This window comes from Dyadobacter sp. 676, assembly GCF_040448675.1.
In the GTDB taxonomy this organism is placed as follows: domain Bacteria; phylum Bacteroidota; class Bacteroidia; order Cytophagales; family Spirosomataceae; genus Dyadobacter.
In genome coordinates, this window is the sequence record NZ_CP159289.1 from 1 (window position 1) to 14,421 (window position 14,421).

The 14,421-nt window shown below is 49.1% G+C and carries 6 protein-coding genes; 1 reads left to right on the forward strand and 5 read right to left on the reverse strand.

The window, feature by feature from the left end:
* Positions 1–49: 49 nt before the first annotated feature.
* The 3 genes from ABV298_RS00005 to ABV298_RS00015 all read right to left on the reverse strand — a co-directional run bounded on the left by ABV298_RS00005 (position 50) and on the right by ABV298_RS00015 (position 10,148).
* Positions 50–5,425, reverse strand: a complete 5,376-nt coding sequence (locus ABV298_RS00005; RefSeq protein ID WP_353720159.1) for a T9SS type A sorting domain-containing protein — start codon at positions 5,423–5,425, stop codon at positions 50–52.
* On the reverse strand, positions 5,367–6,005 hold the full coding sequence (locus ABV298_RS00010) for a hypothetical protein (protein WP_353720160.1): 639 nt from the start codon (positions 6,003–6,005) through the stop codon (positions 5,367–5,369). Before ABV298_RS00010 ends, ABV298_RS00005 begins: the two co-directional genes overlap by 59 nt.
* 1,056 nt (positions 6,006–7,061) lie before the next feature.
* Positions 7,062–10,148 (reverse strand): ATP-binding protein, encoded by a 3,087-nt coding sequence (locus ABV298_RS00015; protein ID WP_353720161.1) that lies wholly within the window; start codon positions 10,146–10,148, stop codon positions 7,062–7,064.
* A gap of 1,035 nt (positions 10,149–11,183) precedes the next feature.
* Between ABV298_RS00015 and ABV298_RS00020 the strand changes: the two genes are divergently transcribed.
* Complete coding sequence (locus tag ABV298_RS00020) at positions 11,184–12,353, forward strand: tyrosine-type recombinase/integrase (protein WP_353720162.1); 1,170 nt, start codon at positions 11,184–11,186, stop codon at positions 12,351–12,353.
* A 241-nt stretch (positions 12,354–12,594) separates the two neighbouring features.
* Here the strand turns inward: ABV298_RS00020 and ABV298_RS00025 are convergent, their stop codons facing one another.
* Both ABV298_RS00025 and ABV298_RS00030 read right to left on the reverse strand, forming a co-directional pair.
* Positions 12,595–13,446 (reverse strand): hypothetical protein, encoded by an 852-nt coding sequence (locus ABV298_RS00025; protein WP_353720163.1) that lies wholly within the window; start codon positions 13,444–13,446, stop codon positions 12,595–12,597.
* A gap of 398 nt (positions 13,447–13,844) precedes the next feature.
* Entirely contained in the window at positions 13,845–14,270 is a 426-nt protein-coding gene (locus ABV298_RS00030; protein WP_353720164.1) for a hypothetical protein, read from the reverse strand.
* Between the last annotated feature and the right edge of the window lie 151 nt (positions 14,271–14,421).

A 14,421-nucleotide genomic window follows, 5' to 3' on the forward strand; every position in this document is an offset into this window, starting at 1 on the left:
AGTGGTAAAAATCCGGGCAGTAAGCTACTGCCCGGATTCGGATCTGGTATTACCTGATCACGGCCACTTTGTGTGTGCTAATAGTGCCGTCGAACAGGGTCATGGTAATGGTGTAAGTACCTTGTTGCAGCTTCGAAACATCGATGCCTTCGGAAGGCAGTTTCTGGCTCTGGTAGATCTTTACACCCGCAGCGTTATGTAAAACAACTTGTTTGATCTGCTGATAATTGCGGATCATCAGCCTGTCGCTTACCGGGTTCGGGTAAGCCGTGAGCTCGGAATGCACGTCCAGGCGAACGCTTCGGACAGCGCTATACGCGAAGGTTTCATCGGCATCGATCATTTTCAGGCGGTACAGGTTCTCCCCGTTCACCGGCTGCGAATGCTTGAATGTGTAGCTTACTTTCACGTTGCTTTCACCTTTGGCCAGTACCGTGCCCACTTTCGTCCAGGCCTTGCCATTGGTGCTGTGCTCGATCTCGAAACGGTCGGAATTCGTTTCTTCGGTCGTCGTCCAGACCAGCGCGGTTTGGCCTTCCTGGACGCGTGCTTCGAAGCTTACCAGCGTCACCGGCATCGGGTCACCCCATTCCAGGCTGTAAATCGCTGGTGTGCCTTGTACGCCGGCCGCATCCACCCAGGCATACTCAAATGAAGTGCTGATATCGCCGATTGTTTCCTGGGTAAACTGCACCTGCAATTTCAGCGGATCGAAACTGCGGATTTCCACACCCGCCATCACCGGCTGGCCGTCGTAGAGCAGGGTGGTATTGGTCGGAAGCACAGTAATGACCACGGTTTTACCGCTCAGTGAACCGGAAACCGGCTGGTCTTCGGGGTCGGCCCCGGTCAGCTCGGGCAAGCTGCCACTCAGGTTGGTAATCTGGCCAACGGTCGGCTGGTCGATGATGCGGTGGTAGGGATCGGCCGAAGGTGCGACTTCGATACCGAAGTTGGCATTGGTCACATCCACATTCAGGACTTGTACGTTGGTGAGAATACCGCTCACAGCGTCATCGCTGCCCGCGCCTGCGCCCAGGTTTTCACCCATGTTCAGCCAGCCTCCCGGAAGCGAAGGCGTGGTTGAGCCAGCCGCTGTCTGGTGCAGCACGATGCTGTAAGTTCCCGGAGCAGTTATGCCAAAATCATAGGAACCGTTCGCATTTACAGCCACAGTTTTAACCGGCGCACCAGTGGAATCCACCAGTGTTACATACAGGCCCGTAGGTATCGGGTCCGGTGAGGTAGTGTTGACGGTGACATCTTTCAATCCATTGGCATCATGGAAGACATTACCCGACAAAGAAACCGGGGCAAAGCAGGCCTCAGGCGCATTGATCGTCACATCGACGGATCTGACCAGCTGGCATTGGCTCGCATTGTCGGTTACAGTCACCGTATAAGTGCGGGGGGAATTGGTGGTCACTGTCGGATTGGCAACAAAGGCGTTAGACAGGCCAGTCGACGGGCTCCATGCGTATGAATAGCTGCCCGAAGAGGTTACATTCAACGGCAAAGTGGCCGAAGCGCCTTCGCAAAGGGCTACATCACCGGCGGTCGCTGCAATGGTGTTGGGGTTTACCACGACCACCACTTCCTTGTAATTGCTACAACCGGTTGTCAGGTTAGTTTGCGTCAGGCGGTAGGTCTGTGTTGAAGTAGCTGCCACAGTAGTGGATGTGCTGTTAGGGCTTGCCACGCCGGTCAGCGGGCTCCATTGCCAGGTCGTATTCGCCGCAGGGGCCCCCACCAGCGACAGTGTCGCCAGGCCCCCTTCGCAAATCGCCGTGTTACCGGTGATGGAGAAGTTGGCAGGGTTGTTGACTACCACAACTACCTGGTCGGTGGTGGTACAGCCGTTCAAGGTTACGCTGACGGTATAAGTCGTTGTTGCGGTGGGGCGCACGGTTGGCTGTGCTACATTGGCCGGGCCTACTATGCCGGCTCCCGACCATGAATAGGTCGCGCCAGCTATCGCCGGGGTACCGATCACGGTCGACTCTCCGGGGCAAAGGGTCGCGTCAGAGCCTGCATCCGCGGTCCGGCGAACTGTCACTTCGTCGGTAAACACGCACCCACTTGGAAGGGTAACAGTGACCGTGTAGGTGGTTTCACTGGTGACGGTGGCTGTGGGGTTAGCGGCAGTGGTGCTACTCAAACCGGTAGCCGGTGCCCAAAGATAGGTCGCCCCTGCCGGCGCGGCCGGGTTGCCTGCGGCTCCGTAGCCGATCGCGATCGGTCCGGCAGGGCAGACGTTCTTGTCGGCCAGTTCAAGGCCGGTCACCTGGTTAACCGTCACGGTCACCTGGTCGCTGGCCGGCGTCGTACATCCCGGATAGCTGACTTTGACGGTATAGGTTGTTGTGGCTATCGGATCAAGTACGGTCGGGTTGGCGACTGTATTGCTGCTCAAACCGGTGGCCGGCGTTACGCCATCGGCCATAAACCATTCGTACTGGGCGAAAGGCTCCGCTTCACGTCCCAGCTGGACCGGCTCTCCCTGACAGGTGGTTACCGCTGGGCCAGCATACTCACCCGCATTAATTGTATTACGAAGCACGACGGTGTCTTTGGCCACGCAGTTCGATAACGGATCGGTGACCGTCAGGATAAAGCTCTGAGGGCTCGCAGCGGCAAACTGGACCTGTGGTTGGGCATCGGTCGGGCCGGTACCATTGGTCCAGGCCGCGTTGGAAGGCTCCCATGAATAGGTCCAGCTTGTACCTTCGGGCGCGGGGCTCCCCAACGTAACGGTGGCCCCGTTACATACGGCACGGTCGTTACCCGCGTCAGCCACAGGGGCCGAAACGTTAACTGTTACCGAAGCCTGATTGGTACAACCGGTGGCAGTTTCCGTAACGGCTACATTAAATTGGGTTGTGCCGGCAACCGTTGCCGTCGGATTGGAGACGGTTGCGCTGCTTAGACCTGCTGCTGGTTGCCACAAATAAGTAAAGCCGGCAACAGGCGCATTGCCAATTTGAATGGCTGTGTTTGGACATGTGTTCTTATCCTGCGTTGGAAAAGCAGGCAATGACCAGCTTGGCGGGTTAATAACGATCGACTCGCTGCAAGTAATGGAGGCATCGTACTTGTTGGTAACCGTTACGGTGATGGTCGCCTGTGAAGTAGAAGTGATATTAACCGAAGCAGCCCGGTAATTGTCCACCAGATTGGCAGGGCTCCACGAGAAATTGTAATTAGCCGCATCTGCAAGGGTAGTCCCAAGTTGCAAGCCAGCAGCGCCGAATACCTTCGGGCACGCCTGTGGAGAGAGTGTCACAATTTCAAAATCACAAGCCTGGCCGGCGCAAGCCTGGACCAGCACATCTGCCGTACATGAAACGCCGTTTAAGGTTACCGTACGGCGGAACCTTGTCACGCCGCTGTTGCTTTTCAGGTAGGCATCCTTACCGGAATTGGCCGTTTGCAATACCGTGCCGCTGCCCGACACGACGCTCCATGTGTAGGTAGCTCCCGCTGCATTCTCTTCGCCGGAATGCCTGCTCCATGCAGGCCCGCAAATAGTTTCATTTTGATCAGTGATCGCAGAATTAAGGACCGACACTTTTACCTCGTCGGTAAAAGTACAGCCGCTTTTCACAGCCGACACCGTGTAGTTGATCGACCCTCCGTCAACGGCTGCCGTACCTGCATTGAATACGGGGTTTGCCCCTTGTGAAGCGGACAGATATTGGCCCGGCGTCCAGGTGTATGCAAATGTGTTGTCGGCAGTACCGCCCAAAGTGACCGACGTATTTTTACATATGTTTTTGTCGGTGCCTGCGAATGCCAATGTGCTATTAGGGGCATTCACCGGGGCGACGGTTACGTCATCCGTGGTCGTACAGGTTGCGCCGCTTTTTTGGCGGACGGTAACGGTCAATCGGTACACAGTTGCCACGGTCGGGTTGGCAATCGGCTGGGCGCAGGTGGTACAGCTCAATGTAGAAATAGCACCGCCGGAAACCCGTGTCCAGCTGTAAGTAACGGAAGGGCTCGAAACAGGAGGCGCGCCGATCTGCACCCCACCGGCGCCCTGGCACATGGAGCGGTCCGGCCCGGCATTAGCGATGGCCGGTACGACGGTTACCTGATCAATATCTTTACAGCCGGCTGCGTCGGTGACCTGCAGTGTATAGGTTGTTGCCTGCGTTACAGCCGGGGTCGTAAAGTTGGCGACGCTGCCCACCACGGCGCCGGATGTGCTGCCGGCATACCATTGATAGGTGTAGGGGCCAGTCCCTCCTGTGGCCGATCCGTTCAGTGCAACGGTGTTGCTACCGGTGCCGCACACAAACCATTGCGGACCGTCGGCATTGGCGATCGGGGCGGTATTCGCACCGATGTTTACGGTGGCCACTTGTGAGGCGCCGACCGAATCCAGTTCACAAAAAAAGTTTTTGGCAAACACCAGACGCCGGTAGTACAGGGTTTCGCTGGAAGAAAGCGGCTGCAAATCCTTGAATACCTCCCCGGGCATATCTTCCCAGGGGCCGGCGGAGCTGGTTGCCTTTTGCCACTGGTAACTGATGGTGGCCGTAAAGCCGGAAGGCGCAGTCACGCCGACTGCATTACCCTCGATTACCTGCGGGATACCCAGGCTGCAAGCGTCCTGTGTCATGGGCGTAAGGGTGCTTTCAGAAACCGCAAAGCCATCCGGAAAGGGCTTTTCGCTGAGCTTGATGACAAAACCGCTGGTGCCGGTCGTGGTCAGGTTATAGACGCATGCGTTCGGGTCAAAATCACTGGTCTGCTGGAAAGTGCCGCTGACAATGATTTCGCCGCTGAGATCGGCGGTCATCCGGAACGTAAATTCTCCGCCGGCACCTCCCACAGACTTCGCCCAAACAAAGTCGCCCGCAGGCGTCATTCTGGCAATATAGACATCGTCGGAGCCTCTGGAGGTCAGTGTAGTGCCGCCCATCGCGATGCTTCCCTCATAAACCCCCGATATATAGACGTCATCGTTGGCTGCCAGGGCCATTTCCCCCACTCCAGTGCCAAGTGCCTTCGTCCAGGCGCGTGTTCCATTAGCGTTTACTTTCATCAGGTTCATGACAGTACCACCTCCACCGTAATATCCGGCATAGGCATCCCCGGCCGGATTGACCAGGATGCTTCTGAACTCGCCTGTCCCGCTGAGAACGTTCGACCATGTCAGGACACCGTTGCTATTTAATTTGGCTACAAAGGCGCCAGCTGCAAAATTGCCAATCCCGGTAGTATTGCCACCTGAACGCCCGGCAATATAAATGTTGCCAGCAGGATCCGTACCCACAGCGTGAATCATATCGCCGCCCGTCCCGCCGACTCTTCTTACCCATAGGAATGTGCCCGCAGTATTGATTTTCGTAACAAAACCATCAAACCCGCCTGCGGAAGTAACAGAGAAGGAGCCGAATGTGCCTGTTCCAGCACCCATATATCCCCCCTACGATGATGTTACCTGCCGGGTCAAAGGACAAACCCCATGCAAAGCCTCCAACCCCCATTCTTCTGGCCCAAACAAAATTCCCGCTTGTGTTCAGCTTTAAAAGATACGGATCCTGGCCGGCGGCACCTCCCGTGGTTGTCAGGTTGCTTACCCCTGCATTGGGGTCAAAATCTACTGTGCCACTGAAAAAGCCGGTTACATAGACATTTCCGGCAGCGTCGGCTACCAGTTCATAGCCACGTTCTTCGTCGGCGGCTCCGATACGTTTGGCCCATAAATACCTGCCAAACTGGTCATACTTGGCGACGAAAATATCACTACCCCCTAGTGACGTAAGATTGGCTGCGGCTGCCGCTGGATTGAAATCGACCGTGCCGGTAAAATAGCCAGTCACATAGACGTTTTTGTTAGCGTCGGTCGCGACTCCGGTGGGACTACAGGTTTGCCCGGTCAGCAAGCCGTCGGCCCATTGAAGGCCAACTTCCTGCGCGTGAAGCCTGGATTGTGTAAGCAAAAACAAGCAGAATGCCAGCCCCATTGCCAGCAGATGTTTGACCGGTCGATGCATTGTCCTGTGGTGTCCGCATTTTTGCGGTATTGGGCCTTTTAATTGTAAGTCTTTTTGCATAATTCAATCTCGTTTGTGAAAAATAAAAACCGCATTGAAATCAACCTCTTGTTTTTTCATAGGCGTTATTAGATATGATTTGAAGAATTGCCTCCATTGATTTGAGACATAACTGTCCCATCCAGGTTATTTTGACCTGTTCAACCAATGCAAACGCTATTATGTAATCGAGTCTCCGCAAGTGGATCCTGACTGCGGGAAGCTGGTAAACCATATCAGCTTATTCAGATGCCGAATGCCGATAATTTTCCGGTGAAGTTGTACAACTATTTCGCTGAAGCAAATGTAAGAAGCTACCACCAGACCATTTGTCGAGATTTGAAATGAAGAAGAACGAGATGTCAAGACAAAATTTATCGAATAAATACTACAAATTTTTACTGTAAAAGTTTATAGGATTGAGTCTTTAAAGGACTTGAAATAGATAATTTTAAGCCAAATATGTCGGAATGCGTGACACACCCAGTTACAATTAATGCCGGAGTTCAGAAGTTACCTGAACCAAAACCGACGACAATTTATTTCAAACCATCTTTTGCGCTGCATTATAATGCAATATGCGACGCAAAGCGGCTCCTGCGAATGCTCAAAGAAGTCTCTTTTGCAAATTGACAAAGTAAGATTAACCGGTAATTGATCCGGGCCTGGGTCAAGCGAGAAATAACCTGAAGCAGGCGCGCAATGCTGCCTTTGCCACCAACGCGATATTTCAGGAGTTTAACGGGTTAAGGTCAATATCGGCAAGGGCAATTTGCGTGCAGTCCATATCAAGTGTAATTTGGTTGGATAAAAAGAATTGCTGGCCGTGCGCTGGTTGAACCAATGCACGGCCAGCAGTAGCGCCCCGAAAAGCATCGGGCAAAAGATGCGATGGAAAACAGCCACCAAGAACGGTCTGCAGTAGTGCCGCCGAATAATTTGGAAAGTGCTGCCGACCGCCTACGCGCCTACGCTGAACGCTGTATTTGCCAATGATGAGACGAATATGGTTACTGGTTATAAAAAGTCAGCGTGAGGCGCGTCCCAGGGTACAGCCGCTCGATCCGGATACTTTTGACTACGCTCGGCGCTAAGCTCTTTGACCATCACTAGGCCGATCCCTGTGGGCGGCTCCTCTTTTTCGCTTCGATCCTCCCTGTCAAACCACGTGACCAGCTCTTGGGAAATGCCGCGTCCGTTGTCTTCGATAAACAGTCGTAGCGAGTCGGGTTGAGATAGTACATAGGCTTTGATTACACCATTGTCGGTAAACTTGTTGGCATTATCGATCAGGTTATGGACAATGATTTTCAAGAGTGGCACGTTCGTTGTCACGCAGATGTCCAAGGGGACCTGATTTACAAAGGTGTTGGGATAGATGCGTGTATTATTCCCATAAAGTTGCATTGTTTCGTCAATGAGCTGGTTTAGGTTGACAACCTCTGTCCGCGGTTCATGGTCATAAATGCGGAATTTTGCGTAGGCAAGCATTTCTTCCAATGACGCTTTAACTTGCTTTATCGACTCTTCAATGTCTTTGCTGACACTGGAAGCCATTTTATGTTGCCCCTTGTCGATCATCTTTTGCTGTTCGCCCGCCACCGCAATTACCGCCCTTAATGGCGAGCGGACATCGTGCGCAATGGAAGCCATTAAGCGCGACTGTAAGCGCATCTGACTGACTATTCTGTCCTGCGATTTTTGTAGATCCCTGAGCGTTGTCTGCAGTTGAGCGGTTCGTACATTGACTTGTTTTTCCAACGCAAGGTTCACTCTTCGCACGCGGTTGATACGGTACCTGCCTAGTCCAGCAGCGGCGGCAATCAAGAGGATGCTCGCTAGTGAATAGAACCACCAAGTTTGGTACCAAAAAGGCGGTACGGAAATATCGATGGCTTTATATGAGAAGCTTTGCCGACCAAAACCGTTCATTTTTCTGACAAACAGCGTGTAATTGCCTTTACCTAACGTCAAGATAGTGATTAGGGCCTTGTTCCCTGACACCACCTCTATAGGCAACCAATCCGCTTCTGCCGGGAACGAACCTTTCTCGCGCAACGCGTATGAAAATTCCAAATTGTTCTGGTTTCCGAAAAATGGTGTAAGCAACTCTATGCGAAGCTCCTTTTGGTTTTGGGAAAAAGACACTGCCTGCCCGGCTGGCTGGATATGCCGATCAACCTGGATGCTGTTGATGATGACCGGCCGGTCAGGGACTTCTGCCGCAATGGTTTCCGGTTTATACCAAACCAGACCATCCATCGAGGGAAGGGACACATGACCGGTGCCAAGTCTCACCGCACACGGCTCGCACCTACCGTTAAATTCGTCACTGTTAAAGCCGTCCTCCTTGGAATAGAGGTGATAGTATATCCGGCTACCATGGCGGGCATAACTTAAGAGATCATTTTTAAGCACCTGAAAAAGCCCGTGATTAGTCGGTATCCAGAAGAACCCGTTAAGGTCTTCTACTATGCAATGCGTATTGGCCAGGTATCCCTTCCGGTCGAGTGGAAACCGGGTTAATTTCGAATTTTTCAATAGGAAAAATCCATTTTTATAGGTAGTGACCCAGACTTCTGATCCGTCGGTGGAAATATGCAGGCTTCTAACATAAATGCCATTTAAACCCTTTATCCTGATAACCTTACCAGTAGCCTTTTCCACGCGCAGAAGACCATCCACTGTCCCAATCCACAAAAAATCGGCAGCTTGCTGTATCCATGAAACCTCGGATAATGGACCGATAAACCGGTTAGGAGCGTCACCGGCTTTTAACGGCGCTTTCATTTGAAAAATGCCAGCTGTGAGGGTACCGATCCAAATCGTCGCGTCCGGGCCATGATATAATTGTGTGATTTCTGACGGAAGGTTCCAGGAGGCCTTCATTTTCAATCCCCCTGCGCTGATAAGCATTAATCTATTTTGTTTTTTGCACCAGATATCGCCATTCGCATCGACCACAATGCTGGTTTTGTCCCATGTCACGCTTTTTGTTACCAGAGGGATCTGACGTGCGACGACTCTTTGGCCAACAGAATCGATTTCATAGACAATGCCCTGGCTTGATAAAATGCTTCGCTTTCCCATACTCGCCTGGCCGTAGTATACCTGGTCAGTGTCGGGAAATGGGATGGCATGGGTGGCAAATTTCTTCCTGGTCAGCATGAATAGCCCATTGATATGGCTGCCAAGGAAAATCCGTTCCGCTTTTTGATCATAATAAACTGCTCTGATAATGTCCTTGGAGAAATTGAAGCCTTCCAGGATTAGCTTTGAATCCAGATTTCCGTTCTCATCCACCGTAATGTAATATAACGACTGGTTTAAGCGAATAAATGTTTGATTGCTCGCATTGTTCCAAAAAAGCTCAAAGGCATCAGGATCATTCAAACAAGGATTACCGACCAGCGCGCCTTTGAATACAGCCGGCTCATTTTTAAATCGTTCAGAAGAAGCACGAAATCGGGTAAGTCGTCCATTTTCCCAGTGATAAAGGCTGTTGCCTAAGCGGAAGAAACCCCAGGGGTGCTTGTTGGGAAAAGCCAAGTTCCCTTTTAGTTGGTTGTTATCATAATAGCGTAGCGTCTTCTGATCGTAAACAAAATAGCGACCCTGTCCCATGGGGGCTACGTAGGGCGTCAGACCGGGAATGTCATCAAGTTTAGGCAGGCGTTCTAAAAGGTGCCCTTTATACTGCGACGGATATGGGAAGGGTAGCTGCCTGAGGTCGTTAATCAATGAGGTATCGGCGACCGCGGAACCCTGATAAATTCGGATGAAGCGGTGCTCATTGTTGATTGCGTAGAGGCCACGCGCAGTCGGTCGGGGATCAATACCGATATTACGGATGCTCCCTGAGGTATATGTATCGCCGAAATCGTCAAAAACGGTAAATTCTTTTCCATCATAGCGAACCAGACCACGTTCCGTGGAAAGCCACATAAAGCCCAGTTGGTCTCGTACGATTGAATACACGCTGTTTTGGGGAAGGCCGTTTCCGACTGTAAAATGCTCGCTGTGGAAGCGGCTAAGGTGGCTCTCATCGCGCTGCTGAGCGAGGGCCCTTGAAAGGATAATGGTTGTCAATGTCAAAAGTGACAATACCCGGAGTGTTAAAATAGCCACTTATGAAAAGAGAACTTAGTAGTTTGCGATGTCGAATTTAAAAATTATTCTACAAATGACGTACAGTCGATCCCAATGTATGATCGCAAGCAGTACAAGGATCAAGATCAACGCGCCAGTGTTTTGCATACCGAAGTGGCTGAGATCGCTTCATCCCGCTTATCTTAAGGTATGGCACGCCCTGTGGGAGGACGGAGTTAACTTTTGTTGCAGTGTTCAATAAGCCTGTTAGCTATATTTTTGTCATCTTCCTGGTCCGCAGCATTATCGGAAGAACTTTATATCGCAAATTACCGATCGACGATTTTTCTTTGCGTTGATACAGATGTAAATCCTTGCCTAGGCCCGGAATTTTTCAAAAAATGGGAGCTTCGAGCTCATCAACCGTGGCTAGTGGCTTTGATAACTATATTGAAGATGGTATTGGGAGTGTAAGTTTACCGGTGCGATAAATCATCAAAGGGAATGCATTTACAGCATAGTTAACCTGCCTTAGTTTCCGAAAAGTAATTGGCAAAAGAATCGATTTGGAAAACTACATGGTCAGAGATGAAGGCAGCCATTGTCAGTGAGATCTCAGTAAAATTCTTACAGTCTTTGACATGCTAGCCTCCAATTTGTAAATTTGGTACGTGGAATCGGTCAAGTTTCTTTAAAATCGAGCATTTCATCTGGTAACCTATCCGGTAACCTGGAAAATACAGTCTGAAAGTTTGCTGTTTTTGAGACAGTTAGGCGATAAAAATGATTCCAGCGGGATCACAAGAAAGTAATCAAAACAAGGTATCAACTCATTTTTGAGTACCGACAAAGGTCTTCCCCGATAGCGAGGAAGACCTTTCTTTTTGCCATTCCCCCCGAATACTCATCTACCTACCGGGGAATAATTGTGATCCAACCCTCCAATCTGCAACCCGTTCTAGGCTAATCATACTTCGGTCTGTCAGATGCGAGGTATTGCGGATTCTGCAAACTACATCGTACCCAAACTCAATTCTTAATACAGACACTATGAATGACGTTACAAAACCTTTGCACATCTACTTCCGGCTCAAGATGACCGGCAACCAACGATTTATTTATTGCCGTATAAGCGTAGCGGGTACCGTCGCGACGGACTTTTCAACCCATGTGCCCTATCATCCTTCCTGGCAGCAAAAAAGCCAGCTGTTCAATGAGCAAGCCCTGGAAGTCCACAACCAGCACCTATGCGACATCAAGGAGGACATCCGGATACTATATCGCGAGCTGCGGCGAACGATGGACGGCGTCACCGCCCAAGATATTAGAAACAGATATTTAAAGCAGCGGGAGAACAGAACTTTGGTGCAATGCCTGGATCATCATCTGAAGTGGTTCAAAGCCCAGGTCGGGGCTCCGGGATTCGCCAAAGGCACATTAAAGGTGCATACTACCCTCGACCGAGTTGTCAGAGGCTTTCTGAACCACAAAAAAAGAAAGGATATTTCGCTAGCGCAGGTCCGACTGGCGTTTGGGAAAGAGTTTGTTCTCTACTGTCGATCCACCAAGCAATACGCCCAAAATTATCTAGTGCGATGTTTAAACTATTTGAAATCGATCATTGACACTGCCGTCGAGGATGGATTTGTGAATGCCAATCCGCTTGCCCACCTCTCCGAATCAAAGCTTGAACCAGCCGAAATTACATTTATTACAGAAAAGGAAATAGAGCTGCTTCGGAAGACGGACTTACTTACAGCGGGGCAACGCCGTATTGCCGATGCTTTCCTACTTCAGTGCTTTACCGGCCTATGTTACTGCGACCTGAAACGCTTTTCTCCCAAAAAACACATCCGTGAAATATGTGGTGTGAGATGTATCCAATATGCGCGCGAAAAAAGTAGCACATTGTTCACTATTCCGGTTTTGCCATATGTCGACGAGCTTATAGAGACCTACGGCGAAAATCTGCCGATTATCAGCAATCAAAAAATGAACGCCAAGTTAAAAGAAATCGCAAAAATAGTTGGTATAGACAAGCACTTGACCACACACGTTGGCCGCAAAACGGCGGGTACTTATCTACTAAACCACGGGGTCCGGATTGAAGTCGTGAGTAGGATACTGGGGCACAAATCAATAAAAACCACGGAGACGACCTATGCGGCCCTACTGCAACAAACAATTATCGACAGTACTGCACATTTAAGAGCAGCATAGACACAAGTCAACTCAAGGCAAGGAAGCACCGGTAATCGTTACCTTAGTAAATACAGCCTGGGAGTGTTACACATAAACTGTGTAACTCTCAATCTGGGCTGGGGCGGGAGGATTTACAGCCTAACTCATTCTTCAAAAATAGTCAAAACCCGAAAGTCGAGCGGCTGAGTGTCTGAAAGAATTATGAAAAATCATGAAGCTAACTTCGACTGACCAATCCAATCCTGCCTAAAGATAGAGGCTACACAAATGACCACGTCAAACACCGTTCAAAAGTGTTCACCATCATTATTGAAATGTATATAATTAATAGCGCATAGCCCCACCTTCTTTTCAGCAGGAATTGAAAAATTGGTACGGTTACAAATGTCAAACCAACCGACGAAAAGTATAGATACCTATCTGCTGCAACAGATGGTCTCGGCAGCGGCATTATGTTTAAAAAGCAGAATATTGAAATTAAAAAAAAACCTAGCCCAAAAACTACGCCTTGGTTGACTGCGATGATTCGCCAAGATCGCTTGAAAAATATCACCAGCATTAAAGTTAATACCAATGAAAACATGCATTCTTGGAAAGATGGTGAAGAATACCTAATGGATAAATTATAAGGAATAAATGCATGTTGGACATATAGATAAAGACAGTGTAACGGCATACAAAATGTATGGATTATCCCCGATGCTAGTTTTTTAGGAAAGACATGGGCTAAGCCAAGAGAACCAAGATATGACCAATACAACCCCATCACACTAAGTATTAGCAAGTACCCGTGTTTAGCCAATGCCATTGACAGTCCCTTCTTTTGATACATTGCTGCCAGTAAAACTAATATTGGCGGAACCATGATTGCTTGTTCTTTAAAACCAAAAGCAGCAACTAAGGATCCGACAGTACTTAGGTTCCTAAAAACACTTGATTTTTCAAGGTTTTTCCCAAATGAAATTAATGCAACTAGCGAAAATAAAGTACAGCCAAGAATTTTTGAGGCAGCAATCCAGGAAATAACTTCTGCATGTACAGGTAAAATAGCAAAGAAAATGGCAGCATACAAGGCACTTTCATTTCCATAACTTGTGCTAAACAAAGACAATACAATACAAATTAACCGGTACGTTAGGAGACAATTTGTGATATGAAAAATTAGCCCCATTGTATGGAAGTAGACACTTTTCATGCCAAAAATTTGAAATACTAACCGGTAGAGCAGCGTGTTTAAGGGAGAGTATTGTCCATATTCAAAACGCGTAAATATTTGACGTAGCACAAAGGAAATGTCTTTGTTCCAGATGTTTGAGTTGCTCAGCAACATCCAGTTGTCATCTGACGTATATTCAAAATCGAGTAATAAGGACGGCCAAAATGTAATCAGAACTATACTGACTATCCGTAAATTGGCAAATCTTTCACTAAGTGTAACATTATCGATCAGCATAAACTCTTCAATACCGAGATAGGCTTTATACCCTATCTCGGTACGTTTTGGGACATTTATCTGTTTTTGGGGCTTAGAACATAGTGAAAATATAGCCAGCCAAACAACGCACCTGCTATTGCGTACCAAATCGCCTTCAAATAAAAATAGTTGAATGACGACTCCGTTGACAGCGCATATTCACAGATAAGGTAACACCCAACGGCAAGTGTTGCTGCCAGAGTAATACTTTTAGACATTGTCGGCTTCACTAGTCTAAGCATAGATATATAGGCCACAATCAACAAAACATATATAGGCACAGCATACAGAATATACATTGTGCTATAAAAGAACAGTGCCCCTATGAAATTTTTTATTGGAGTTTGTTCATGGACTGGCAATATATAATTATTTTCAATAATGGCTATCGCAGCCAGTGTGGCGTTAAACAACGCATCAATAAGAATCACCAGTAATGCTATTACAATTATCTTCTTCATAGGATGGTATGTGGCGATCATGGACAATTCAAGGCACTCAAAGGTTTCGTGCCGTTTAGTACGTCGGCTACGTCATACCAATTAGGGCGTTTAGTAACCGGCTGATTGAGGACCGCGCTCCCTCCGTGTGAATTTACGTAGTCGCGAATGT

What these genes read in the sequence shown, in the direction of transcription:
- ABV298_RS00005 (WP_353720159.1), bottom strand. Translation starts at nt 5,425, where the DNA reads ATGGGTGCTGGAACAGGCACATTCGGCTCCTTCTCTGTTACTTCCGCA.
- ABV298_RS00010 (WP_353720160.1), bottom strand. Translation starts at nt 6,005, where the DNA reads ATGCATCGACCGGTCAAACATCTGCTGGCAATGGGGCTGGCATTCTGC.
- ABV298_RS00020 (WP_353720162.1), top strand. Translation starts at nt 11,184, where the DNA reads ATGAATGACGTTACAAAACCTTTGCACATCTACTTCCGGCTCAAGATG.
- ABV298_RS00030 (WP_353720164.1), bottom strand. Translation starts at nt 14,270, where the DNA reads ATGAAGAAGATAATTGTAATAGCATTACTGGTGATTCTTATTGATGCG.